Below are 24,422 nucleotides of genomic sequence, written 5' to 3'. Positions count from 1 at the left end.
TGTGGCTGGCGGGGCCGCCTCCATTTCGGGGCCAGTAAAATCAGCAGCCCCTTCCTGTCGATGCAGCCGCCGCCTCAGCGGTAGTGATCCAGGATCTGCTCGATCTTCCCTGACGCCTTGATCTTCGCCAGTACCGAAAGCACTTCGTCTGTGCGGACGTCAGGCGCGTCCAGCACCATGCACGACAGTGGCGTCTCTTCGATCACGCTGGCGATTCTCAGTCGCTCCGCCTCGGGCAACTCTCGGTTGAACCAGTTCAACGCGAAATCGCTACTGATCGCGTACTGATAGCGGCCGATGCGCAGCTTCTTCAGCACCAGCTCCTGGTTGCGAGCGTCGTCGCGGGTCAGCCAGTGGCTGTCCAGCAGCGGCTGCAGGCGCGGATAGTGATAGCCCAGTACGGTGCCGACGGATTGGCTGGGCAGGGTTTCCAGCTTGTCGGCCGGGGCGTCGCGGACCACCAGCAGGTCACGCTGGACCATCAGTGGGGCGGTCCAGCGGTAGTCGTTGAACTCGTGCTCGATCCAACTGCGCGACACATAGCAGCGCACGTCCACGGCGTGGCTGAGCAGGGCCTGCTCGATACGGGCACGGGGCACTATGTGGAAGGCCGCGGGGCGGCCCAGTTCGTGTGCCGCCTCGTTGAACAGCTCGAACATGATGCCGCCGGTCAGTTCGCCATTCTCGATCTGTGCCAGGGGCATCGCCCAGCTGTCGACCACTGAGAAGCGCAGGGGACGGTCCTCGGCCTGGGCAAGGGTGGCGGTCAGCAGCAGGACGGTGGCAAGGAAGCGCATCAAGGCTCCGTTGATGGCAGAACGACGACACAATGCCGTGTAGCCCGGCCCTTGCCAAGATGCGACAACGACCGGTGCGGACATCGAGTGCAATTTACAGCCCGCTTCGCTAGGATTAGCGCACTTCTGCCCACCTGTCGCGATGGATTTCAATGAGTTATCAGGTTCTTGCCCGCAAATGGCGTCCGCGTTCGTTCCGCGAAATGGTCGGCCAGACCCATGTGCTCAGGGCCCTGATCAACGCGCTGGACAACCAGCGCCTGCACCACGCCTACCTGTTCACCGGTACCCGTGGCGTGGGCAAGACGACCATTGCGCGCATCCTGGCCAAGTGCCTCAACTGCGAGACGGGCGTCAGCTCCACGCCCTGTGGTCAGTGCTCGGTGTGCCGCGAGATCGACGAAGGCCGCTTCGTCGACCTCATCGAGGTCGACGCCGCCAGTCGCACCAAGGTCGAAGACACCCGCGAGCTGCTCGACAACGTGCAGTATTCGCCGAGCCGCGGGCGCTACAAGGTCTACCTGATCGACGAAGTACACATGCTCTCCAGCCACAGCTTCAATGCCCTGTTGAAGACCCTGGAGGAGCCGCCGCCCCACGTGAAGTTCCTGCTGGCTACCACGGACCCGCAGAAGCTGCCGGTGACCATCCTCTCGCGCTGCCTGCAATTCTCGCTGAAGAACATGCCGCCGGAGCGCGTGGTGGAGCATCTCACCCACGTCCTGGGCGCCGAAAACGTGCCGTTCGAGGACGATGCGCTGTGGCTGCTCGGCCGCGCGGCTGACGGCTCCATGCGTGACGCCATGAGCCTCACCGACCAGGCCATTGCCTTCGGCGAAGGCAAGGTGCTGGCCGCCGACGTGCGCGCCATGCTCGGTACCCTGGATCACGGTCAGGTCTACGGCGTGCTCCATGCACTGCTCGAAGGCGATGCCCGTGCACTGCTGGAAGCCGTCCGTCACCTGGCCGAGCAAGGCCCGGACTGGGGCGGCGTGCTGGCCGAAATGCTCAATGTGCTGCACCGCGTGGCCATCGCCCAGGCGCTGCCCGAGGCGGTGGACAACGGCCAGGGCGACCGCGACCGCGTGCTGGCGCTGGCCCAGGCTTTGCCCGCCGAGGACGTGCAGTTCTACTACCAGATGGGCCTGATCGGCCGCCGCGACCTGCCGCTGGCACCCGACCCCCGTGGCGGCTTCGAGATGGTGCTGCTGCGCATGCTGGCGTTCCGCCCGGCCGATGCCGACGGCGCGCCCAGGTCACCACTAAAGGACCTGGGGATCAGCAAGGCCACGGCTGATTCCAACCCGAACCCAGTGGCCGGCGCTGCCGTTGCGGCGCCGGTTGCAGCCATTGCTCCGCCGCCTGTTGCGCCTGCACCGGTCGCTCCTGTAGCTCAGGCCGCCGAAGTTGCGCCGGCCGTTGCTGCGCCCCAGCCTCAGGCGGCTCCGGCTCCGGCTCCGGCTCCGGCTCCGGCTCCGGTGGTGGAGGCAGCGCCCGTTGCCGTACCCGCGCCCGTCGTCGAAGCCGCTCCCGCGCCGCTCGAAGCGCTGCCGGAAGTGGTCGTGGCAGCAGAGCCTGTTACTCCCGCCGTCGCGCCGCAGCCGCCGGTTGCCGAAACGCCGGTCGACCTGCCGTGGGACGAACCTTCGGCGACGGTTGTCGCCACTCCAGGGCCGCTCGAAACTGCTGCAGTTGCACCTGCCGTGCCTGCTCCGGCGCAGGCCGCTGCACCGGTTCCGCCAGAGACACCCGCACCGGCCGTGGTAGAAGACCTGGCCGAAGATGACGACCGTGACGAAGAGCCGCCGCCCGCCGAGGACTACTACGAAGTCGACATGGAGTCCTATGGCTACCTCGAGAGCGAGGCGTCGCAGGAGCAGGCCGAGCCGGAACCCGAGCCCGCCGCCATGCCCGCCACCGGCCTTGCCGCCGAGTGGCTGGACCTGTTCCCGCGCCTCGGCCTGGCTGGCCTGACCGCCAGCATCGGCGCCAACTGCACCCTGGTGGCCGTGGACGGAGACATTTGGCACCTGCACCTGGACCCGGGCCAGAGCGCGCTGTTCAACGCGACCCAGCAGCGTCGCCTGAACGATGCGCTGAACCAGTACCACGGGCGCACCCTGACGCTGCACGTCACCCAGCAGAAGCCCGAGCAGGAAACCCCGGCCCAGGCTGCCGCGCGCAAGCGCGCCGAGCGTCAGCGCCAGGCCGAGGCATCGATTGCCGCCGATCCCTATGTGCTACAGATGAAGCAACAGTTCGCCGCGGTGGTCCGCGACGGTACCATTGAACCCCTGGAGGCGAAGGCCTGAGAGCCAGTCCGGGACCTGCTGCGCGTTGACAGAACGTCGTTGAAAGCAAGCGAGGAATGCTCATTTGCGGAGTGTAAACTCCGCTCCCTCGCTCGCTTCGCCCAGTTCTGCTCCAGCTCGCGAGGCCGCGAACAGGCTCTGACTTTCTCCACGACTGAACGAATCGAGGAACTCGACATGATGAAAGGTGGCATGGCCGGCCTGATGAAGCAGGCCCAGCAGATGCAGGAAAAAATGCAGAAGATGCAGGAAGAGCTGGCCAACGCCGAAGTGACCGGTCAATCCGGCGCCGGCCTGGTGAGCGTGGTGATGACCGGTCGCCATGACGTCAAGCGCGTCTCCCTGGATGACAGCCTGATGCAGGAAGACAAGGAGATTCTCGAAGACCTGATCGCTGCCGCGGTGAACGACGCCGTGCGCAAGATCGAGCAGAACAACCAGGAGAAGATGTCCGGCATGACTGCCGGTATGCAGCTTCCTCCTGGCTTCAAGATGCCTTTCTGATCCAGGCTCTTCCCCTGTAGGAGCGAGCTTGCTCGCGAACGCTCTTCCGGCCCTCATAGCCGGGCGGGCTTCGCGAGCGGGCTCGCTCCTACAGTCGTTCCAACCCTCAGAAAACCCGAGACTGCCGCCATGAGCTTCACGCCGCTGATCCGCCAACTGATCGACGCCCTGCGCACACTGCCCGGAGTGGGCCAGAAGAGTGCCCAGCGCATGGCGTTGCAGCTGCTGGAGCGTGACCGCACGGGAGGCCTGCGCCTGGCCCAGGCGCTGTCCCAGGCGATGGAGGGCGTCGGTCATTGCAAGCAGTGCCGCACCTTGTCCGAAGACGAGTTCTGCCCGCAGTGCAGCGACCCGCGCCGTGACGACAGCCTGCTGTGCGTCGTGGAAGGTCCGCTGGACGTGTTCGCCGTCGAACAGACCGGTTACCGTGGCCGCTACTTCGTGCTCAAGGGGCACCTGTCGCCGCTGGACGGCCTCGGCCCGGAAGCCATCGGTATTCCCGAGCTGGAGGCGCGGATCAAGGCCGGCAACTTCAGCGAGATCATCCTGGCTACCAACCCCACGGTGGAAGGCGAAGCAACCGCCCACTACATCGCCCAACTGCTCGGCGGCGGCGAACTGGTGCTGTCGCGCATCGCCCATGGCGTACCGCTGGGTGGCGAGCTGGAACTGGTGGACGGCGGCACCCTGGCCCACGCCCTGGCAGGGCGGCGGCCGATCAGCGGCTAACCGCCGGCAAGGCGCAGCAGCTCCCGATCATCCATCCGGTAGGCAATCCACTGGCTTTCGCGCCGGCCACCCAGGCGCGAGTAGAAGCGTTCCGCCGCGTCATTGCCGGTCAGCACGTCCCACAGCAGGCGGCCTGCGCCTTGCTCGAGCGCCCATTGCGCTACTCGCCGCAGCAACTGTTCGCCCATGCCGCTGCCACGCTGTCCCTGGACGACATAGAGCTCCTTGAGCCGAACGCTCGGGCGTAGATCGAGGGTGAAGGCGAGGCTTTGGACGACGGCGTAGCCGACGATCGCATCAGTCTCGGCGACGAACACCTGGCACTGCGCCGCCGGCCCGAAGGCGCGGGTGAGCAGGGCATCGGCGTTCACCGCGAAGTCATCGAGATAGCCCTCGAATTCCGCCAGCGAGCGCATCAGGTCGAGCACGGCCGGAACATCATCCGGCCGTGCCTCGCGAATGCTCAGCAGGCGCACGAGATGCTTTCTTCCGGGCGGTGTTGCTCGTGGCCCTCGGCACTGACCAGCGCCAGGCCCTCGTCCAGCCAGCCGGTAACCCCTCCGATCATCTCCTTCACCGGCAAACCCAGCGCCGCGAGCTTTGCGGCGGCGCGGTGCACGCCGTTGCAGTGCGGCCCGGCGCAGTAGACGATGAACAGGGTACCCGGCGCGAACTGCGCCATGCGTCGGGCATCGATTTCGCGAGTGGGCAGGTTCAGCGCTCCGGGCACGTGCCCGCGGGCGAATGCAGCGGCATTGCGCACATCGAGCAGGACGAAATCCTGCTTGCCATTCTGCAGGGCGTGGTTGACGTCCGAACAGTCGGTCTCGAAGGCCAGGCGGTGGCTGAAGTGGGCGAGGGCATCGGCGGGCAGGGCGGCGGGGAACTGGCTGACGAGGCTGGGCATGGCAAGGCTCCTGTGGAAGATGGGAGCACTGTATGTGAGCGCTCGAGTCGGCTACAGTGGCGCCCTGGACAGTGATCGGAAGTTTTCCGCCAAATGCCTCGCAATCCTCTGGAAGTCGCCGTGCTCGCTTACGACGGCCTGTGTACCTTCGAATTCGGCATCGCCGTGGAGATTTTCGGCCTGCCGCGTCCCGAGTTTGACTTTCCCTGGTACAGCCACCGGGTCGTCGCCGTCGATGATGGACCGATGCGTGCATTGGGCGGCATCCGCGTGCTCGCCGACGGTGGGCTGGAATCGCTCGACACGGCGGGCACCCTCATCGTGCCAGGCTGGCGTGACCGCGCCGAGGCGCCGTCCGCCGAGTTGGTGCAAGCGCTGCGCAAGGCCCATGACGAAGGCGCGCGTTTGCTGTCGATCTGCTCCGGAGTCTTCGTCCTGGCCGCTACGGGATTGTTGGATGGCCAGCGGGCGACCACACACTGGCGCTACGCCGAGGAGTTGGCGACGCGCTTCCCGGCCATCGAAGTCGATGCCCAGGTGCTCTATGTGGACGCCGGGCAACTGATCACCTCTGCCGGCAGCGCGGCCGGCATCGACGCCTGCCTGCACCTGGTGGCGCGGGATTTCGGTACGCAGGTGGCCAATACCGTGGCACGGCGTCTGGTGATGTCGCCACAGCGGGGTGGCGGCCAGGCGCAGTTCATTCCCGCGCCGGTGGCACAGGCGCCCCGGCATGACCTCGCCGGGCTGCTGGACTGGGCCCGGCAGCGGCTGGACCGGTCAATCACCGTCGGTGAACTGGCGAGCCGCGTGGCCATGAGCGAGCGCACCTTCCTGCGCCGTTTCAGCGAGGCGACCGGCATGACGCCCAAGGCCTGGTTGCAGCACGAGCGCATGCTGCGGGCCCGCGAATTGCTCGAAAGCAGCGCCGACAGCGTCGAGCGGATCGCCGAGCAATGCGGCTTCGGTACGGTGGAAAGCTTCCGCAATGCCTTTCGTAGCGCGGCGGGCGTAGCGCCTTCTGCGTACCGCGAGCGGTTCGGGGCGGCGCATCTGTCCTAGCCGATGGCGGGTGTCTCGCCTTGAAAACCAAGCAAGCGCTCGGTAAGTTTCAGGCAAACCGTCTGGAGCCTTGCCATGTCCGTGTTTGCCGAATACTTCGATGACAGCCACCGCCTGGTTCGCGACAGCGTGCGGCGCTTCGTCGAGCGTGAAATCCTGCCCCACGTTGCCGGCTGGGAAGAAGCCGAGGAGTTTCCCCGCGAGCTTTACCGCAAGGCGGGCGACGCCGGCATCCTCGGCATCGGTTATCCCGAGGCGCTGGGCGGCAGCCACGAGGGCGACCTGTTCGCCAAGGTGGCGGCCAGCGAGGAGCTGATGCGCTGTGGTTCCGGCGGGTTGGTGGCGGGACTGGGCTCGCTGGATATCGGCCTCCCGCCACTGATCAAGTGGGGCCGTCCGGAGCTGCGCGAGCGCATCGCACCGCAGGTGCTGGCCGGCGAGAAGATCATGGCGCTGGCGGTCACCGAACCCTCCGGTGGTTCCGACGTCGCCAGCCTGAAGACCCGCGCCGTGCGCGACGGCGACCACTACCGCGTCAGCGGCAGCAAGACCTTCATCACCAGCGGCGTGCGCGCCGACTACTACACCGTCGCCGTGCGAACCGGCGGCGACGGCTTCGGTGGAGTCAGTCTGCTGCTGGTGGAGAAGGGCACTCCCGGCTTCACGGTGAGCCGCAAGCTGAAGAAGATGGGCTGGTGGGCGTCGGATACCGCCGAGCTGTTCTTCGACGATTGCAAGGTGCCGGTGGAAAACCTCATCGGCGCAGAGAACATGGGCTTCGCCTGCATCATGGCGAACTTCCAGAGCGAGCGTCTGGCACTGGCGATCATGGCCAACATGACCGCGCAATTGGCGCTGGACGAGGCGCTGGCGTGGAGCCGCGAGCGCGAGGCCTTCGGCAAGCCGGTCGGCAAGTTCCAGGTGCTCAAGCACCGGTTGGCGGAAATGGCGACGCAGGTCGAAGTGTCCCGCGAATTTACCTACCGCCAGGCGGCGAAAATGGCTGCCGGCAGGAGTGTCATCAGGGAAATTTCCATGGCCAAGAACTTTGCCACTGACGTCGCGGACCGCGTGACCTACGACGCGGTCCAGGTGCTGGGGGGCATGGGCTACATGCGCGAGAGCCTGGTGGAGCGGCTGTACCGCGACAATCGCATCCTCTCCATCGGCGGCGGCACACGGGAGATCATGAACGAGATCATCGCCAAGCAGATGGGCCTCTGAGCCGCCCCGGTTGCTCAGGTGAAATCCATGCCGAAGTGCGTCGTGCCGCAGTGCAGGCAGCGGAAGTGATAGATCGCCGGGTCGCCCGCCGGCTGGTAGTGCTCGACCACCTGCAGCCAGGTTTTCTCCGGCCAGGCGAAGTCAGGGAAATGCCCGGCCAGCCCGGCGGCGCCGAGGGCGACTATGTCCTCGCGCTTCGCATCGCCATGAAAGGCGCAGGCGTCGCCGCAGCAACTGAGCCAGTGCTCCTGCTGCCAGGAAGCGAACCCCGGCGTGCGCTCGCAGACCTCGCGCACCACGGCATCGGGTACGCCGGCATCCAGCAGCGGATAGTCATCGGCGAAGCTCGCCTCGAAGCGCTCGGCAGCACTGCCATCGGCGATGCACCAGGGGCACAGGCAGTGCTCCGGCAGATCGTGGCGGGTGTAGACAGAAGCGGTGTAGATGAAGCCGCGTGCCTGTTCGCAGCACAGGCAGATCGCGCCCGAGGCGACCACGCTGCCGGTGGCAAGCGGGGCGGGGTGATAGCGGAAGGCAGGGAGCGTCGGGCTCATGGTCGTCATCCTTGGGTCATTTCCGGGTGCGGACAGCCAGTATACGCAGCGCGACGAGTGCTGGAAAAAACGGCGCCCATCCGGGGGAAAGGGGGGTGGGCGCCGGCCCGACAGGGAAAAAGGGACTCTTGGAAATGACGGATTACTTGGCCTCGTAGCCTTCGGTGGCGGCTTTGCGCTTGGGCTTGGGAGCGAAGCGCTTGGCCAGTTTCATGCTGCCGGTGACCACCTTCTGGTACCAGACCGGCAGCAGGCGCAGCATCACGTCGATGGCGTGGGCGTCGGTGCCGATCAGGATTCGACGCGAATCGCGCTCCACGCCGCGAATGATCACCTGTGCGGCTTTCTGCGGGGTGGTGCGCAGCAGTTGGTCGTTGAACTGGCTGCGCGCGGCCTCCGCGTTCTGCCCAGTGACCTTGACCATGCTGTCGTTCATCCGTGCGGTCTTGGCGATGTTGGTCTTGATCCCGCCAGGGTGCACGCAGCTGGCGGAGACGCCGCCGCGCTCCATGTCCAGCTCCTGGCGCAGCGACTCGGTGAAACCGCGCACGGCGAACTTGGTGGCGTTGTAGGCGCTCATGCCCGGCTGGGAGAACAGGCCGAACACGCTGGACACGTTGACGATGTGGCCGTCACCGGACGCCTTGAGGTGCGGCAGGAAGGCCTTGGTGCCGTATACCACGCCCCAGAAATTGATGTTGGTGATCCACTCGTACTCTTCGTAGTCGCTGGCTTCCACGGTGCCGGCGTGGGCGACGCCGGCGTTGTTGAACACCAGGTTGACCTTGCCGTGTTCGCGTGCGGCCTTGTCGGCCCAGGCATGCACCTGCGCGCGGTCGGCGACGTTTACGGTGTCGATGGACACGCGCACGCCGGATGAGGCGAGCAACTGGCGGGTTTCCTCCAGGCCCACGGCATTCACGTCCGCCAGTGCCAGGTGGCAGCCACGGGAGGCCAGCTCCACGGCCAGGGCGCGGCCAATGCCGGAACCCGCGCCAGTGATGGCGGCGACTTTGTTCTCGAAGTTCTTCATGCCGGCACCTCCTCGGCGTGGCGTTGCGGTTGGACGACAGGGCTGCTCAGGGGCTTGGCCTTCAGATGATAGGCACCGGGGTCGAACTGGCTGGTCAGGGCGCGGAAGCGCCAGGTGAAGCCCGGCCACAGGGTGCAGTTGCGCCCGCTCACCGGGTGCAGGTACCAGCTCTTGCAGCCGCCGGTGTTCCACACGCTGTGGTTGAGGCCGCGCTGCAGCTTCTCGTTCCAGCGCTCCTGTACCTCTTCCTTGACTTCGACGCTCTGCAACTCGCGGCGATCCATCAGCTTGATGGCGCCCAGCACGTAGGCGATCTGCGATTCGATCATGTAGACCATCGAGTTGTGGCCCAGGCCGGTGTTCGGGCCCATGAGGAAGAACAGGTTGGGGAAGCCGCGGGTCATGGTGCCCTTGTAGGCTTCCGGGCCATTCTTCCAGGTGTCGAGCAGGTCGACGCCACCCTTGCCGAACACCACGCCGCGGGGGATCGGGTCGTTGGCAGTGAAGCCGGTGCCGAAGATGATGGCGTCCACCTGGCGCTCACGACCGTCGCTGGTGATGATGCTGTTCGCCTTGATCTCGCGGATGCCGTCGACGATCACCGAGGCGTTGGAGGCCGCCAGCGCCGGGTAGTAGTTGTGCGACATGAGCACGCGCTTGCAGCCGATGGTGTAGTCAGGAGTCAGCTTGCGGCGCAGGTCCGGGTCCTTGATCTGCTGGCGAATGAAGCGCTCGGCCAGCTTGCCCACGAGCTTCATCGCCCAGGGCGCGAAGGTGAAGCCCAGTACGCGGCCTTCGAGCATGCTGTAGAGGGCGCCGCGCCAGAGTTTCTGTACGGCTGGAAAGTGTCGGAAGCGTGCGCGTTCCCTCTCGCTGATGGCGCGGTCCGGCTTGGGCAGGATCCACGGCGCGGTACGCTGGTAAAGATCGAGCTTGGCCACCAGCGGCTGGATTTCCGGGACGAACTGGATGGCCGAGGCGCCAGTGCCGATCACCGCGACGCGCTTGCCCTTGAGGTCGTAGTCATGGTCCCACTGCTGGGAGTGGAAGGCCTTGCCCTGGAAATTCTCCAGGCCCCTGAGCGCCGGGATCGAGGGAATCGACAGGGCGCCCATGCCGGAAACCACGGCCTTCGCGGTGTAGTGGTTACCGGCGGCGTCGAACAGGTGCCAGAGCTGCTGTTCGTCGTTCCATTCCAAGCGCGCCATCTCGGTGTTGAGCAGCGTCTTGTCTTCCAGGCGGTACTTCTTCCAGCAGTTCTCCAGGTAGGCGCGGATTTCCGGCTGGCGGGCGAACATGCGCGTCCAGTCCGGGTTTGGCTCGAAGGAGAAGGAGTAGACGTGGGATTGCACGTCGCAGGCGCAGCCCGGGTAGTTGTTGACCCGCCAGGTGCCGCCGACGCCGGCATCCTTCTCGAACAGCAGGAAGTCGTTCTCGCCTTCCTGCTTCAGGCGTATCGCCATGCCCAGCCCGGAAAAGCCGGTGCCGATGATGGCGATCTTGCAGTGTCTGCTCGCGGCAGACTTAGGTTGGGTGCCCATTGCCAAGCTCCTGTTATGATTGTTGCTGGCGTATACAACTGTCTACGTGCTGAAATGTAGACATCTGTATACTTTCGGGACAACCAACCTTAGGTGGGGTCGGCGCCAATCTCATGGAAATCGGACAGGAAGAACGACCGGTGGAGGCCGCCGGCAAGCGTGCGCTGATCGAGGCGGCGCTGCGCCTGGCGGGGAGCCGGCGCAGCCTGAGCAGCCTCGGGTTGCGGGAGCTGGCGCGGGAAGCGGGGCTGAACCCGAACACCTTCTACCGGCATTTCGGCGACGTGGACGACTTGGGCCTGGCGATCATCCGCGACATCGCCACCCAGCTGCGCCAGCCGCTGCGCGACCTGCGCCGCGAAGCGGCCGAGCGTGCCCGGCCGGAGGAGGGCGCCGCCAGCGTGCCCTTTGGCCTCGACCTGGAGCGCGGCCAGCGGGTCACGCGGGAGACCGTGCGACTGTTCTTCGATTTCGTCGAAGGCAACCCTCAGGCTTTCATCATCGGCGTGCGCGAGCTCCACGGACCCTCACCGGTGCTACGTCAGGCGTTGGCGCGGGTGATGGATGAGTTCGGCGAGGACATGGCCGAGGACATCCGCCAGTTCCACCTGTTGCCAGAGGTCGACGAAGTCGAGCTGAACCAGCTGTCGCGGCTGATCAGTCGGCAGTTGTTCCAGCAGTCGCTGGACTATCTCGAGCGTCCGCCGGAACAGCGCGATGAAGTCTGCGCCCTGGCCGAGCGACAAATCCTGTTGCTCTTCACCGGCGTCGCGGTGCTGCAGACCTTCGGCATGCTGGCTAGGCTCTGAGTCTTTCTATTCGAGCGGAGACTGCTGCCATGTTGCCCTTGCCCCTGTTCGGCGGCTGCGCCTGTGGTGCGGTGCGCTACCGGCTGGATGCCGAGCCGGAGGAAACCGGTTACTGCCACTGTCGAATCTGCCAGAAATCCAATGCCTCACCGGCAGTGCCCTGGGCGGTGATTCCGCTGAAGGGCTTCACCTATACCGCCGGGGAGTTGGGGATGTGGCGTTCCAGTGAGGCCGGCGAGCGGCGCTTCTGCGTGAAGTGCGGCACGCCGATGGAGTTCCGCGTACGCGACGGCGACACGGTGGGGCTCAACACCGTGACCCTGGACGACCCGGAGCTGGTCAAGCCGCAGTGCCATGTCTGGTGTTCGTCGCAGCTGTCGTGGTTCGACACGGTGGACGATCTGCCGAGGCGGCAGGAGGGCTGACCCCCGGGCTTTTGCTTTCGTAGGAGCGGAGCTGCTCCGTGATGCTCTTCAGCGGGGCTGATCCTTCGCGGTCAAGGTCCGCTCCTACAGAGTCCCTCTTCCCCGCCATTTGCCTGAAGGGAGAGGGAGTCGTGCGGAGTGGCCGGTCGGCTCGGTGCTCCGCTTGATGCCGGTCAGTCCCCTCTCCCTTCAGGGAGAGGGTCAGGGAGAGGGGAAATAGCCAGTAGGGGGCAGATAAAGGCAGTTGCTCTTACAAACGGCCACCGACGCAAGAGACTGCAATGAAAAACGCCAGGCAATTGCCTGGCGTTCTTTTTTGCCGCGAAGGGCTCAGCCGGCAAAATCCAGGGTTTCCTTCCAGCGGGTTTCCAGCGCCTTGGTGTCATGGTCGAAGGGATGGAAGCCGGGGCGGAAGTAGTCCAGCCAGGGGCGGATCAGGTTGACGAAGTAGCCGCGGCGCGGATGCAGCAGCACGCCCAGGCCGTGCTTCCAACTGCGCCAGTTGAACAACTGGCCGTCGCGGCGCAGCAGGTTGATCTGGAAGCCGGCGATGACGCTGAGGAAGATCACCGTGGTCAGCAGCATCACTGCGGTGCGAGTGAAGTAGCCTCCGTAGACCTGCTGGTAGACGTCGTAGGCCACCGCCTTGTGCTCGTTTTCCTCTACAGCGTGCCACATCCACAGCTTGTACATCTTGTCCGACTTCATCTGGCTGCTCAGGTCTTCGCGCTTGAGCAATTGCTCGGCCATGGTCGCGGTGAAGTGTTCCAGGGCGCAGGTGATCGCCAACTGGTGCTTCTTGGTGGTGACCTTGCTGATGGATTCGAGCAGCACCTTGATGCGCAGCTCCAGGGTCTCCAGGTCGATGCCGTGCTCGTCGGCGTATTCGTTGTAGGCCGCGTGCTCCTTGGAGTGCATGGCCTCCTGGCCGATGAAGGCGCTGACGTCCTTCTGCAACTGCGGGTCCTGGATGCGCTCGCGCACGGCGCGCACGCTGTCGACGAAGAACTTCTCGCCGTAGGGGAACAGCGAAGACAGGTTGTTCATGAAGTGGGTCATGAAGGGTTGCCCGTCCCACCAGTATTTCGGCGTTTCGCTGAAGCTGAAATCCATGCGGCGGACCGGGAAATTGGCGCGGATCGGTGTGGTACTGGCGTTCATGACTAACTCCTTGTTGTTTTGCGGGCGCCTGGTAAAGGGAAGCGCGGCAAGTGGCAACTGCGGCAACCCGAGCGAGCCCTGTCGTTAGTTCGCGATGCCACCTGGGAATGTGTCATCGGTTGATGTCATGTTCGGAGTCTTGTCGGACAATCGAAAGGTCATATGTGGCCGAGACCAAGTCGAATCCGGCCAAACGGGCCAAGACCAGCCATTGGATGGGGCGTTTGCAGAAGAGGGCGGGGTGCAGGGGGGCGGAAACGAAAACGGGCGCCCGAGCGCCCGTTTCCAGCAACAGTGCTATTTCACTGCTCGTCGAGGGCGAAGGCAGTCAGGCTGTAGGTGGGGATTTGCGCGTCGTTGAGCCTGGTTGAGCCACCCAGTTCCGGCAGGTCGATGATCGCGGCGGCTTCGAAGACACTGGCGCCCATGCGGCGAACCAGTTGGGCGGCGGCCAGCAGGGTACCGCCGGTGGCGATCAGGTCATCGAAGATCAGCACGCTGTCGCCTTCGCACAGGCTGTCGGCGTGGACTTCCAACAGGGCTTCGCCGTATTCGGTCTCGTAGGCCTGGGCGAGCACATCGGCCGGCAGCTTGCCACGCTTGCGGAACAGCACCAGGGGTTTGTTCAGCTCGTAGGCGATGATCGAACCGATCAGGAAGCCGCGCGCATCCATGGCGCCGATGTGGGTGAAATCGGCCTCGACGTAGCGCTGGATGAAACTGTCGGCGACGAAGCGCAGGGCTCGCGGCGACTGGAACAGCGGAGTGATGTCGCGGAACATGACGCCGGGCTTGGGAAAGTCGGGAACGGCACGGATCACGGACTTCAGGTCGAGTGGGTTGAGGATCATGCTGGATGTGCACCTGATGCGGTTTTTGCAGAGGCCAAAGTATAACGGGCCCGCCAGTCGGCGAGCCCGTTTTCGATGACCGGAAAGTCAACCAATGGGTCAGCTTTCGTGTCTGTCAGCTTTCCAGCTGGCCGCCGGCCAGTGCGCACAGTTCGATGGAGTCGAGGATGTGCACTTCCTTGCCTTCGGCGGCGATCAGGCCGTTCTGCTGGAAGCGGGTGAATACGCGGGAGACGGTCTCCACCGCCAGGCCCAGGTAGTTGCCGATCTCGTTGCGCGACATGGCCAGGCGGAACTGCTGCGCCGAGAAACCACGGGCGCGGAAGCGTGCAGAAAGGTTCACCAGGAAGGTGGCGATGCGCTCGTCGGCGGTCTTCTTCGACAGCAGCATCATCATCTGCTGGTCGTCGCGGATTTCGCGGCTCATCACCCGCAACAGCTGGCGGCGCAGTTGCGGCAGTTGTTCGGACAACTCGTCCAGGCGTTCGAAGGGAATCTCGCAGACCGAAGTGGTTTCCAGGGCCTGGGCCGATACCGGGTAGCTTTCGGTGTCCATGCCGGAGAGGCCGACCAGTTCGCTGGGCAGGTGGAACCCGGTGATCTGCTCTTCACCGCCGTCGGTGATGCTGAAGGTCTTCAGGGCGCCGGAGCGCACGGCGAAGACGGAGCCGAAGGTATCGCCCTGGCGGAACAGGAACTCGCCTTTCTTCAGCGGTCGGCCGCGTTTGACGATCTCATCGAGGGCGTCCATGTCGCTGTGGTTCAGCGACAGGGGCAGGCAGAGGGGAGCCAGGCTGCAATCCTTGCAGTGCGCCTGGGGCAGGGCGCGCACTTTGATGGTTTCGGCCATGAGTGTTCCTTGAATGGGATGGCACACAAAAACCAAGGGTACCGCAGACCGCAAGTCGCGCGCCAGTTGGCGACCTGTCTGAATCGCTGGTCCCAGCGACGGGGATGAGGTTTCACGGGGGTTGTATCGGGGCTCGAATCCTTTCGAAAAGGGCCGCGGCAGGGCGGTTGCTGTGGGTGGCGGCGCTGGACATATCCTGTATCAATGGGTGCGACAGTTGGCCCTGTACCGTCGGTCGTGCAGCGGGGACTCGCGGGTCAGATGACCCGCGAAAAACGCTGGAGGTTCTGCAAGGGCAGGTAGCGGTCGAACAGCATGCACAGCGAGCGCACCAGCAGCCGGCCGGAAGCGCTGACGTCGATGCCGCGCGGGCCGAGGGTGATCAGGCCATCCCGGGCGAAGCGTTCGAGGTCCTCCCAGATTTCTGCAAAATAGCCGCGGAAGTCGATGTTGTAGAGATCCTCGATGTCTTCGAAGTCGAGTTGGAAATGGCAGATCAGCTGCTGGATCACCGCGCGGCGGATCAGGTCGTCCTTGTTGCAGTGCAGGCCGCGGCGCGTGGCGAGCTGGCCCTGGTCGAGGGTGTTCTGGTAGTCGGCGATGTCGTTGCTGTTCTGGCAATAGAAATCGCCGATCTGGCTGATCGATGAGACGCCCAGGCCCACCAGGTCGCAGTGGCCGTGGGTGGTATAGCCCTGGAAGTTGCGCTGCAGGGTGCCGTCTTCCTGTGCCATGGCCAGCTCGTCGTCCGGCAGGGCGAAATGGTCCATGCCGATGTAGCGGTAGCCAGCGGCTTCCAGTTGCTCGGTGGTGCGCTGCAGCATCTCCAGTTTCTGCGCTGGCGAGGGTAGGTCTTCGGCGTTGATCCGCCGCTGTGGCGGGAAGCGCTCGGGAAGGTGCGCGTAGTTGAACACGGACAACCGGTTGGGCTGTAGCGCGATGACCTGTTCGACGGTGCGGGCGAAGGTGTCCGGGGTCTGCCGGGGCAGGCCGTAGATCAGGTCGATGTTGATCGAGCGGAACTGCAGGGTGCGCGCCGCATCGATGATCGCTCGGGTCTCGTCGAAACTCTGCAGGCGGTTGATGGCCTGCTGCACGTCCAGGTTGAAGTCCTGCACGCCGATGCTGGCGCGGTTGAAACCCAGCTCGCGGAGCAGGCCCATGGTCGACCAGTCGGCCTCGCGCGGGTCGATCTCGATGCCGTAGTCGCCGAAGTCGCCCTCGACGAAGTGGAAATGGGTGCGCAGTTGCGCCATCAGCTCACGCAACTGGCCGGGGCTCAGGAAGGTCGGGGTGCCTCCGCCGAAGTGCAGCTGCTCGACTTGCTGCTGGCGTCCCAGGTGGCGGCTGACGATCTCGATTTCATGGATGAGACGGGCGAGGTAGGGGGCGCTGCGGCCACGATCCTTGGTGATGACCTTGTTGCAGGCGCAGTAGTAGCAGATGTTCGCGCAGAATGGGACGTGCACGTAGAGCGAGAGCGGGCGCTGGGCCTTCTGGCTATCGCGCAGCGCGTGCAGCAGGTCGAAGGGTCCGACTCCTTCGTGGAACTGCACGGCTGTGGGATAGGAGGTGTAGCGCGGGCCGGACAGATCGTATCGGCGTATCAGATCTGCGTCCCAGCGAATATTGTCGAGCATGCCGATGTCCCCGGTGGCGAGCTTTTCCTGCGCAGTCTAGGGAGAGTCCGACCGAGGCCTGTTGACCTGTATCAAGCGGCTTTATGGTGGGAAATGCCGGCGCTGGCGTGCATCTCGTGGCCCATGATCCAGGCCTGGTGGGGGCCGGGCAGGGTCCACAGGCCGAAGAGGATCACCAGGATGCCGCCGGCCATGCGTACGCTGCGCTTGCGCAGAAGGGCGGTGATGCGCTCGGCGGCCAGCCCGGTCGCCAGCAGCACCGGCCAGGTGCCCAGGCCGAAGGCGAGCATCAGCAGGGCGCTGTCCACCGCCGAACCCTGACTGGTAGCCCAGAGCAGGGTGCTATAGACCAGGCCGCAGGGCAGCCAGCCCCAGAGCGCGCCCAGCAGCACCGCGCGCGGCATCGTGGTGACCGGCAGCAGGCGGCTGGCGTAGGGCTGGATGCGCTTCCACAGGCCTCGACCCAGCGCTTCGATGCGCGTCAGGCCACTCCACCACCCGGCCAGGTACAGGCCCATGGCGATCAGCAGCAGGCCTGCAACCACCCGCAGCGCCGAGGCGAACGGCGTTCTCGCCACTGCCCAGCCGGCGAGGCCGAGCAACAGACCGGCGCAGGCGTAGCTGAGGATGCGGCCCAGGTTATAGGCCAGCAGCAGGCGCAGGCGTCGGCCGCGTTGTTCTGCAGGAATGGCCATGGTCAGCGCACCCATCAGGCCGCCGCACATGCCCAGGCAGTGACCGCCGCCGAGCAGGCCGAGAATCAGCGCCGACGCCAGCAGCGGCGCCAGATCAGGCATCGCGCTTGTCCTGCTTCTGACTGGCCTGGGACTCGTCACCCTCGGCTTCGTCGATGCCGGCCTGGTGCCTGGGGTCTTCGTCGTCGAACAGGATGCTGTGGGCCGGCCCGTCCAGGTCGTCGTACTGGCCGCTGTTCACTGCCCAGAAGAAGATTGCGATGCAGATGCCGACGATGACCACGGCAACCGGAATCATTATGTAGAGAGCGGGCATTTCAACTCCGTGGCAGCGCCTGCACCGCTTGCGGGGCGGCTGGCAGGGCAGTGGTTGCTGGCGGGGCGCCGGCGCCCTTGGGCAGCCGGGTCAGGCGCAGGGCGTTGAGCACCACGGTCAGCGAGCTGATCGACATGCCCACCGCCGCCCACACGGGCGTGATCCAGCCGAGGGCGGCGAAGGGTAACATCAGGCCATTGTACAGCCCCGCCCAGATCAGGTTCTCGATGATCACTCGACGGGTGCGGCGGGCCAGGCCGAAGGCCTGCACCACGCTGTCCAGGCGGTTGGACAGCAGCACCGCGTCAGCGCTGGTCTTGGCGAGGTCCGTCGCCGAACCCATGGCGACGCTGATGTCGGCGGCGGCCAGCACGGGAACGTCATTCACGCCGTCACCCAGCATCAGCACGCGGTGGCCTTGCTGGTGGAGCTGGCGAAGCACCTCCAGCTTGTCGTCCGGGCGGAGGCCGCCCCGGCAGTCGTCGATGCCCAGTTCGGCGGCGACGCGGCCAACCATGGGCGAGCTGTCGCCGGACAGCAGCAAGGTGCGCCAGCCACGGGCGCGGCAGGCGTCGAGCAGGTCGGCGGCATCTTCGCGGATGCGGTCGTCCAGCACCAGCCAGGCGAGGACGCCATTTTCATCCCCCAGCAACAACCATTGGCCCGGCTCCTGTGGGTGTTCGGGGGCGGCGCTGCCGCTGAGAGCGCAGACGAAGGACGGTTCGCCGATGCGCAGGCGGCGATCACCGGCCAGGCCTTCCAGGCCCAGGCCGGGATGGCTCTCGACATTTTCGGCGGGCTGCGGCGCGCGTCCGAAGGCGCGGGCGATGGGGTGTTCGGAGCGGTTTTCCAGCGCGGCGGCCAGGGCCAGGCACGCGTCGCTGTCCAGTGTCCCCAGCGGCCGGACCGCACGTAGCGTCAGCCGACCTTCGGTAAGGGTGCCGGTCTTGTCGAAGATCACCGTGTCGATGTGATTCAGGCCTTCCAGCACGTGACCACGGGTCACCAGCAGGCCGAGTTTGTGCAGACTTCCGGTGGCGGCGGTCAGTGCGGTCGGCGTGGCCAGGGAGAGGGCGCAAGGGCAGGTCGCCACCAGCATCGCCAGGACCACCCAGAAAGCGCGTGACGCGTCGTGCTGCCACCAGAACAGACCGACCACGGCGGCGAGGACCAGTAGCGCGATGAGGAACCCTTGCGCGGCCTTGTCGGCGAGTTCGGCGAGGCGCGGTTTGTCCGACTGCGCGCGTTCGAGCAGGCGGACGATGGCCGACAGCCGGCTGTCGCCGCCCAGTGCCTTGACCTGCACGGTCAGCGGGCCCTCGACGTTGAGGGTGCCGCCGGTGACGCTGTCGCCACTCTGGCGCGGCTGCGGCAGGTATTCGCCGGTGAGCAGGGATTCGTCGACGCTGGACTGCCCGTCGAGGATCAGGCCGTCCGCAGGGATCACCGCGCCGGGCTGCACCAGCACACGGTCGCCAACCTTCAGTTCGCTGAGCAGTACGCGGCTGGTCTGGCCGCTTTCGTCCAGGCGCAGGCATGATGCGGGCAGCAGGTTGACCAGCTGCGCAGTGGCGGCGGCAGTGCGTTCGCGGGCGCGGCGTTCGAGGTAGCGGCCGGCGAGCAGGAACAGGGCGAACATGCCCACGGCGTCGAAGTACAGGTCGCCGTGACCGGTGACGGCGGTCCAGATGCCGGCCAGGTAGGCGCCGCCGATGGCCAGGGACACCGAGACATCCATGGTCAGGTGGCGTGTGCGCAGGTCGCGCACGGCACCGCGGAAGAATGGCTGGCAGGAGTAGAAGACGATGGGCGTGGTGAGGAACATCGCCACCCAGCGCAGGATCTCGTGCAGTTCGGGGCTCAGGTCGATGTTGAATTCCGGCCAGGTGGCCATGGTCGCCATCATCGCCTGGAACCACAGCAGGCCGGCGACACCCAGTTGGCGCAGGGACTTGCGGTTCTCCTGGTGCAACTGCTCGGCGGCGCGGTCCGGTTGGAAGGGGTGTGCGGCGTAGCCGATCCTGCGCAGTTCGGCGAGCAGTTCGCTCAGCGGCAGCTCGCTGTCGGACCAGCGCACATGCAGGCGGTGGTTGGACAGGTTGAGACCAGCTTCGGCGATGGCGGGCAGGCCCTTGAGGTGTTTCTCGATCAGCCAGCCGCAGGCGGCGCAGCTGATGCCTTCCATGATCAGCGTGGTCTCGGCCAGCTCGCCCTGGTGCTGGACGAAGGGTTGCTGGACGTCGGGGCGATCGAACAGCTTCAGCTCATCGGCGAGCTGTTCGGGCAGGGCGTCGGGATTGGGCGCAGCTTCGGTTCGGTGGCGGTAATAGCCTTCCAGGCCGCCGGCGACGATGGCCTCGGCCACGGCCTGGCAGCCGGGGCAGCAGAATTCGCGGAGTTCGCCCAGGACGGGCGCAACGAAGCAGCTGCCGGGGGGAACCGGCAGCGCGCAGTGGTAACAGAGCAGCGGGGCGCTCATGGGCGCTCGGCTTCATCTCCGCTGAGGGGCTCGTCGCCGAGGTCGAAGGAGCCGCCGGGGGCGACCTTCTCTTCCTCGAACAGACGCCAGGTCTTGCCGTTCTCCTCGCCGAGCAGTTCGACGAAGCGGCGACCCTTCACGGCAGCATCCAGGCTGGCAGTGTAGCGGCCCGGCTCTGCGGGTGCTGCGCGCAGCTCCAGGTGCTTGTCCTGGGACTCCAGGGTTGGGGAAAGCAGGTTCAGGGTGAGCGTCGCCGGGCGGCTGTCGCCGGTGAGGCGCAGGTCCACTTCGCCGGTCAGCTCGTCGAAGCTGATCTTCGCGCGCAGCTTGAGCTGCTGGGCGAGGTGCTCGCGGTCCAGGGAGCGGTTGATGCCCTTGCCGGCTTCGTAATAGTTGTCGCTGACCAGGGAGTCCTGGTTGTTCACGGCAATGTTGACCATCGTCAGGCTGAGGGCGATCGAGGTGGCCAGCATGGCGATGATGATCCAGGGCCAGAGGTGCTTGTACCAGGGTTCCACGGGCGTTTTCATGGCCGATTGCATGGTCTTGAGTTCTCTCGCTGGCAACGCCGCGCTGGCGCTGCCCGGTGAAGGGGCGGGCAAATTCTACGTGCTTCGCCCGGCACTGGCACCCCATGCGCAACATGGGGTGCCAATTCGTTCAGCGGCGGTTCAACGAACGCGCGGGCCGATGAAGCGGCTGCTGGATTCCTTGCTGATGGACGGGTCGTCCACCGACTGGATGGTGAAGCTGATCTCGTTGGTGGTGGAGGGCAGCTTCTCCGGGTCGATGGACAGTTCCACCGGCATGGTGAAGATGTCCCCGGCCGCCACCGAGATTTCCTTCTTGCCTTCCAGGATAAGGCCGTCCATGCCCTTGGCGCTGAGCACGTAGGTGTGGTCCTTCTGGTCCTTGTTCATGACCTTCAGGCTGTACACGTTCTCGATCCGGCCTTCGGCGTTCTCGCGATAGAGTACGCGGTCCTTACTGACGTCGAAGCCCACCAGCGGGCGCAGGAAGATGGCAGTGATCAGCAGGCAGATCATGACGCACAGGGCGATGGCGTAGCCGATCAGGCGCGGGCGCACCAGGTGGGTCTTCTGCCCGGACAGGTTGTGTTCGGTGGTGTAGCTGATCAGGCCGCGCGGGTAGTTCATCTTGTCCATGATGCTGTCGCAGGCGTCGATGCACGCGGCGCAGCCTATGCACTCGATCTGCAGGCCATCGCGGATGTCGATGCCGGTCGGGCAGACCTGTACGCACATGGTGCAGTCGATGCAGTCGCCCAGGCCCTGGGCCTTGTAGTCCAGAGATTTCTTGCGCGGGCCACGCTTCTCGCCACGACGCGGATCGTAGGAGACGATCAGGGTGTCCTTGTCGAACATCACGCTCTGGAAACGCGCGTAGGGGCACATGTAGATGCACACCTGCTCGCGCAGCCAGCCGGCGTTGCCGTAGGTGGCGAGGGTGAAGAAGCCGACCCAGAAGTACGCCCAGCCGTCCGCCTGGCCGGTGACCAGGTCGCTGAGCAGTTCGCGCATGGGGGCGAAATAGCCGACGAAAGTCAGGCCGGTGACCAGGCCGATCAGCAGCCAGAGGCTGTGCTTGGCAATCTTGCGCAGCAGCTTGTTGCCGCTCATGGGCGCCTTGTCGAGCTTCATGCGCTGGTTGCGGTCACCCTCGGTGACCTTTTCGCACCACATGAAGATCCAGGTCCAGACGCTCTGCGGGCAGGTGTAACCGCACCAGACGCGGCCAGCGAACACGGTGATGAAGAACAGCCCGAACGCGCTGATGATGAGCAGGCCCGAGAGCAGAATGAAGTCCTGCGGCCAGAAGGTGGCGCCGAAGATGTAGAACTTTCGCTCGGGCAGGTCCCAGAGCACGGCCTGGCGGCCGTTCCACGTCAGCCACACGGTGCCGAAGTAGAGAAGGAAGAGGAGGGCGCCCCCGGCCATGCGGAGGTTTCGGAAGAACCCGGTAAAGGCTCGGGTGTAGATCTTTTCCCGGGAGGCATAAAGGTCGACGCTTTCACCCTTGCCCTTGGTGGGCGGAGTAACGTCCTGGACCGGAATCTGTTTGCTCATCAGTGCATTCCACGGCAGCGGGAGGGCGCCCTGTCGATACATGCCGAGAGGGTCAGAAATATGCTTGCACGCCTAACAATGATACGGCGTGGTGGGTGTTGCAACGGTGCGACAGTTGGTCGCGCAAGGAATTATGGACCCAGAAATAGAGCGGCGCCGGTATAGAAACCGGCGCCGCTGGGTGTCGCTATGAGTGTAGGAAAGAGGAGGATTATTCCGCGCTCTTCTCACCTTCACCATGGGACAGGCTGTACACGTAGGCAGCGAGCAGGTGAACCTGATCCTTGCCCAGACGTTCAAGCTGAGCGGGCATCTGGCCCTGACGGCCGTAGCGGATGGTCTGCTGCAGCTGAGCGAAGCTCGAGCCGTAGATGAAGGCAGCCGGGTGGGTCAGGTTCGGCGCGCCCATGGCTGCAGTGCCTTTGCCTTCCGCGCCGTGGCAAGCCACGCAGTTGGTGGCGAAGATCTTCTGGCCGTTGGCGACCTGATCGTCAGTCACGCCTTCTGGCAGCTTGCGGCCGTCCAGCTTGGTGGTGACGAAGGCTGCTACGTCATGAACCCCCTGGTCGCCGATGACTTCGCCCCAGGCCGGCATGGCCGCGTGGCGGCCGCCTTCGATGGTGGCGATGATGTCCTTCGGCTCGCCGCCCCAGCGCCAGTCGGCGTCGGTCAGGTTCGGGAAGCCGTGGGCGCCCTTGGCGTCGGAACCGTGGCAGACGGAGCAGTTGGAAGCGAACAGGCGGTTACCCATTTTCAGGGCCTGTTCGTCCTTGGCCACATCCTCGATCGGCATGGCGCCGAACTTGGCGTACAGCGGGCCGTACTTCTCGTCGGCCTTGGCCATTTCCTTTTCCCACTGGTGCACACCGGTCCAGCCTTTTTCGCCGTTGGCGAATTCGGCCTTGTCCTGGTAGCCCGGCAGCAGACCCTTCCAGTTGCCCAGGCCCGGATAAAGAACCAGGTAGGCGAGGGCGAAGATGAAAGTGGCCACGAACAGCATGAACCACCACTTCGGCAGCGGGTTGTCGTACTCCTCGATGCCGTCGAAGGCATGCCCGACGGTCTCGTCGGTGGCTTCGCTGCGCTGGCCGCGACGGGTGGCGAACAGCAGCCACGCCAGGGCGAAGATGGTGCCCAGGGTAAGTACGGTGACGTACAGACTCCAGAAGGTTGTCATTCTTTGTTGCTCCTAGAAGCTTGCTCTTGCTCGACGTGCTTTTTGGCGACCGGGTCATCCGCGAAGGGCAGCATGGCGTCTTCGTCGAAGCGCTCCTTGCGTTTGCCGCCGTAGGCCCAGAGCAGGACGCCGACGAAGGCGACCATGACTACGACTGTGCCGATTCCACGAATGGTTCCGATATCCATCACAGTCACCGTTTGCTCTTGATGATGGTGCCGAGGCCTTGCAGGTAGGCGACGACAGCGTCCATCTCGGTCTTGCCTTTGACGGCGTCACGGGCACCGGCGATGTCTTCGTCGGTGTAGGGCACGCCCAGCGTACGCAGGGCTTCCATTTTCTTCGCCGTGTCCTTGCCGTCGAGCTTGTTCTCCACCAGCCAGGGGTAGGAGGGCATCTTCGATTCCGGCACCACGTTGCGCGGGTTGTACAGGTGCGCGCGGTGCCAGTCGTCGGAGTAGCGGCCGCCGACGCGGGCCAGGTCCGGACCGGTACGCTTGGAACCCCACAGGAACGGGTGGTCCCAGACGCTTTCGCCGGCAACGGAGTAGTGGCCATAGCGCTCGGTCTCGGCGCGGAACGGACGGACCATCTGCGAATGGCAGCCTACGCAACCTTCGCGGATGTAGATGTCACGGCCTTCCAGTTCCAGCGCGGTGCGAGGCTTCATGCCTTCGACCGGCTTGTTGGTGACGTCCTGGAAGAACAGCGGAACGATCTGGGTCAGACCGCCGATGCTCACCGCAATGACCATGAAGAAGGCCAGAAGGCCGATGTTCTTCTCGACTACTTCGTGCTTCATCAGTGAGCTCCTACAGCGGGGATCTGGGCAGCGGCATCGGCGTCAGCCAGTTTGAAACCGCGCACAGTACGGAAGGTGTTGTAGGCCATCAGCAGCATGCCGGAGGCGAAGAAGGCGCCGCCCAGTGCACGGACGATGAAGCCCGGGTGGCTGGCCTGCAGGGCTTCCACGAAGGAGTAGGTGAGGGTGCCGTCGGCGTTGATCGCACGCCACATCAGACCCTGGGTGATGCCGTTGACCCACATCGAAGCGATGTAGAGCACGGTACCGATGGTAGCCAGCCAGAAGTGGGCGTTGATCAGGCCAACGCTGTGCATCTGCTCGCGGCCGAAGACCTTCGGAATCAGGTGGTACAGGGAGCCGATGGAGATCATCGCCACCCAGCCCAGAGCGCCGGCGTGTACGTGGCCGATGGTCCAGTCGGTGTAGTGCGACAGGGAGTTGACGGTCTTGATGGCCATCATCGG

General features: G+C 65.1%; 25 protein-coding genes and 1 pseudogene. 7 read left to right on the top strand and 19 right to left on the bottom strand.

The features are described from left to right. Nucleotides 1-74: 74 nt before the first annotated feature. Nucleotides 75-797, bottom strand: coding sequence for a substrate-binding periplasmic protein (locus C167_RS0103325; RefSeq protein ID WP_017516841.1), 723 nt, complete (start codon nucleotides 795-797; stop codon nucleotides 75-77). 152 nt (nucleotides 798-949) lie between these two features. Here C167_RS0103325 and dnaX point away from each other — a divergent pair, with 152 nt between their 5' ends. The 3 genes from dnaX (at nucleotide 950) to recR (ending at nucleotide 4,342) form a co-directional block, all read left to right on the top strand. Continuing rightward, nucleotides 950-3,109 carry a DNA polymerase III subunit gamma/tau gene (gene dnaX, locus C167_RS0103320; protein ID WP_017516840.1) on the top strand — a complete coding sequence of 720 codons (2,160 nt, stop codon included), beginning with the start codon at nucleotides 950-952 and terminating at the stop codon, nucleotides 3,107-3,109. 177 nt (nucleotides 3,110-3,286) lie between these two features. Then, nucleotides 3,287-3,613, top strand: coding sequence for a YbaB/EbfC family nucleoid-associated protein (locus C167_RS0103315; protein ID WP_017516839.1), 327 nt, complete (start codon nucleotides 3,287-3,289; stop codon nucleotides 3,611-3,613). A gap of 129 nt (nucleotides 3,614-3,742) precedes the next feature. Beyond that, a complete protein-coding gene (gene recR / locus C167_RS0103310; protein WP_017516838.1) occupies nucleotides 3,743-4,342 on the top strand; it encodes a recombination mediator RecR in 600 nt (199 codons plus the stop codon). Here recR and C167_RS0103305 read toward each other — a convergent pair. Beyond that, nucleotides 4,339-4,818 carry a GNAT family N-acetyltransferase gene (locus C167_RS0103305; RefSeq protein WP_017516837.1) on the bottom strand — a complete coding sequence of 160 codons (480 nt, stop codon included), beginning with the start codon at nucleotides 4,816-4,818 and terminating at the stop codon, nucleotides 4,339-4,341. The genes recR and C167_RS0103305 overlap by 4 nt on opposite strands. Further along, nucleotides 4,806-5,249 carry a rhodanese-like domain-containing protein gene (locus C167_RS0103300; RefSeq protein ID WP_017516836.1) on the bottom strand — a complete coding sequence of 148 codons (444 nt, stop codon included), beginning with the start codon at nucleotides 5,247-5,249 and terminating at the stop codon, nucleotides 4,806-4,808. Before C167_RS0103300 ends, C167_RS0103305 begins: the two co-directional genes overlap by 13 nt. 93 nt (nucleotides 5,250-5,342) lie before the next feature. Here C167_RS0103300 and ftrA point away from each other — a divergent pair, with 93 nt between their 5' ends. Beyond that, a complete protein-coding gene (gene ftrA / locus C167_RS0103295) occupies nucleotides 5,343-6,311 on the top strand; it encodes a transcriptional regulator FtrA (protein ID WP_017516835.1) in 969 nt (322 codons plus the stop codon). 75 nt (nucleotides 6,312-6,386) lie between these two features. Then, nucleotides 6,387-7,535, top strand: a complete 1,149-nt coding sequence (locus C167_RS0103290) for an acyl-CoA dehydrogenase family protein (RefSeq protein WP_017516834.1) — start codon at nucleotides 6,387-6,389, stop codon at nucleotides 7,533-7,535. Nucleotides 7,536-7,549: 14 nt separating this feature from the next. Here C167_RS0103290 and C167_RS0103285 read toward each other — a convergent pair whose 3' ends face one another. The 3 genes and pseudogenes from C167_RS0103285 to C167_RS0103275 form a co-directional block, all read right to left on the bottom strand. After that, complete coding sequence (locus tag C167_RS0103285) at nucleotides 7,550-8,089, bottom strand: CbrC family protein (RefSeq protein ID WP_017516833.1); 540 nt, start codon at nucleotides 8,087-8,089, stop codon at nucleotides 7,550-7,552. 142 nt (nucleotides 8,090-8,231) lie between these two features. Further along, on the bottom strand, nucleotides 8,232-9,122 hold the full coding sequence (locus C167_RS0103280; RefSeq protein WP_017516832.1) for an SDR family NAD(P)-dependent oxidoreductase: 891 nt from the start codon (nucleotides 9,120-9,122) through the stop codon (nucleotides 8,232-8,234). Next, nucleotides 9,119-10,701 (bottom strand): annotated as a pseudogene (locus C167_RS0103275) (flavin-containing monooxygenase). The gene C167_RS0103280 and the pseudogene C167_RS0103275 overlap by 4 nt, the downstream one beginning before the upstream one ends. 75 nt (nucleotides 10,702-10,776) lie before the next feature. Here C167_RS0103275 and C167_RS0103270 point away from each other — a divergent pair. Both C167_RS0103270 and C167_RS0103265 read left to right on the top strand, forming a co-directional pair. Continuing rightward, nucleotides 10,777-11,472, top strand: a complete 696-nt coding sequence (locus C167_RS0103270) for a TetR family transcriptional regulator (protein ID WP_026078773.1) — start codon at nucleotides 10,777-10,779, stop codon at nucleotides 11,470-11,472. 29 nt (nucleotides 11,473-11,501) lie between these two features. Beyond that, nucleotides 11,502-11,897, top strand: coding sequence for a GFA family protein (locus C167_RS0103265; RefSeq protein ID WP_017516829.1), 396 nt, complete (start codon nucleotides 11,502-11,504; stop codon nucleotides 11,895-11,897). Nucleotides 11,898-12,227: 330 nt separating this feature from the next. On the opposite strand, the gene C167_RS0103260 is transcribed toward C167_RS0103265, so the two are convergent. From C167_RS0103260 to C167_RS0103200, 13 genes are all read right to left on the bottom strand, one after another. After that, entirely contained in the window at nucleotides 12,228-13,058 is an 831-nt protein-coding gene (locus C167_RS0103260) for a metal-dependent hydrolase (RefSeq protein WP_017516828.1), read from the bottom strand. Nucleotides 13,059-13,360: 302 nt separating this feature from the next. Further along, nucleotides 13,361-13,909: an adenine phosphoribosyltransferase gene (locus C167_RS0103255; protein ID WP_017516827.1), complete on the bottom strand. Its 549-nt coding sequence runs from the start codon at nucleotides 13,907-13,909 to the stop codon at nucleotides 13,361-13,363. A 115-nt stretch (nucleotides 13,910-14,024) separates the two neighbouring features. Continuing rightward, the gene (gene anr / locus C167_RS0103250; RefSeq protein WP_017516826.1) at nucleotides 14,025-14,759 is read right to left on the bottom strand and encodes a transcriptional regulator Anr; all 735 of its coding nucleotides are present in this window, start codon (nucleotides 14,757-14,759) and stop codon (nucleotides 14,025-14,027) included. Nucleotides 14,760-15,016: 257 nt separating this feature from the next. Continuing rightward, nucleotides 15,017-16,399 carry an oxygen-independent coproporphyrinogen III oxidase gene (gene hemN / locus C167_RS0103245; protein WP_017516825.1) on the bottom strand — a complete coding sequence of 461 codons (1,383 nt, stop codon included), beginning with the start codon at nucleotides 16,397-16,399 and terminating at the stop codon, nucleotides 15,017-15,019. A gap of 71 nt (nucleotides 16,400-16,470) precedes the next feature. Next, nucleotides 16,471-17,196 carry a sulfite exporter TauE/SafE family protein gene (locus tag C167_RS32115; RefSeq protein WP_017516824.1) on the bottom strand — a complete coding sequence of 242 codons (726 nt, stop codon included), beginning with the start codon at nucleotides 17,194-17,196 and terminating at the stop codon, nucleotides 16,471-16,473. Then, nucleotides 17,189-17,410, bottom strand: coding sequence for a cbb3-type cytochrome oxidase assembly protein CcoS (ccoS, locus tag C167_RS0103235; protein WP_026078772.1), 222 nt, complete (start codon nucleotides 17,408-17,410; stop codon nucleotides 17,189-17,191). Before ccoS ends, C167_RS32115 begins: the two co-directional genes overlap by 8 nt. A gap of 1 nt (nucleotide 17,411) precedes the next feature. Beyond that, on the bottom strand, nucleotides 17,412-19,889 hold the full coding sequence (locus C167_RS0103230) for a heavy metal translocating P-type ATPase (RefSeq protein ID WP_017516822.1): 2,478 nt from the start codon (nucleotides 19,887-19,889) through the stop codon (nucleotides 17,412-17,414). Further along, nucleotides 19,886-20,431, bottom strand: coding sequence for a FixH family protein (locus C167_RS0103225; RefSeq protein ID WP_017516821.1), 546 nt, complete (start codon nucleotides 20,429-20,431; stop codon nucleotides 19,886-19,888). The genes C167_RS0103230 and C167_RS0103225 overlap by 4 nt, the downstream gene beginning before the upstream one ends. 129 nt (nucleotides 20,432-20,560) lie before the next feature. Further along, nucleotides 20,561-21,976, bottom strand: coding sequence for a cytochrome c oxidase accessory protein CcoG (gene ccoG / locus C167_RS0103220; protein ID WP_017516820.1), 1,416 nt, complete (start codon nucleotides 21,974-21,976; stop codon nucleotides 20,561-20,563). A gap of 211 nt (nucleotides 21,977-22,187) precedes the next feature. Continuing rightward, entirely contained in the window at nucleotides 22,188-23,153 is a 966-nt protein-coding gene (gene ccoP, locus C167_RS0103215) for a cytochrome-c oxidase, cbb3-type subunit III (protein ID WP_017516819.1), read from the bottom strand. After that, the gene (locus tag C167_RS0103210; RefSeq protein WP_026078771.1) at nucleotides 23,150-23,341 is read right to left on the bottom strand and encodes a cbb3-type cytochrome oxidase subunit 3; all 192 of its coding nucleotides are present in this window, start codon (nucleotides 23,339-23,341) and stop codon (nucleotides 23,150-23,152) included. The genes ccoP and C167_RS0103210 overlap by 4 nt, the downstream gene beginning before the upstream one ends. A 5-nt stretch (nucleotides 23,342-23,346) precedes the next feature. Continuing rightward, nucleotides 23,347-23,955 (bottom strand): cytochrome-c oxidase, cbb3-type subunit II, encoded by a 609-nt coding sequence (gene ccoO / locus C167_RS0103205; protein ID WP_017516817.1) that lies wholly within the window; start codon nucleotides 23,953-23,955, stop codon nucleotides 23,347-23,349. Next, nucleotides 23,955-24,422, bottom strand: a 468-nt coding sequence (locus C167_RS0103200) for a cbb3-type cytochrome c oxidase subunit I (RefSeq protein ID WP_017516816.1), incomplete at its 5' end; no start/stop codon positions are given. The genes ccoO and C167_RS0103200, both read right to left, overlap by 1 nt.

Source organism: Pseudomonas nitroreducens TX1 (assembly GCF_000313755.1).
Classification (GTDB): domain Bacteria; phylum Pseudomonadota; class Gammaproteobacteria; order Pseudomonadales; family Pseudomonadaceae; genus Pseudomonas; species Pseudomonas nitroreducens_A.
The sequence above is the reverse complement of the archived record's forward strand: the minus strand, read 5'-3'. Positions and strand labels throughout refer to the sequence as shown.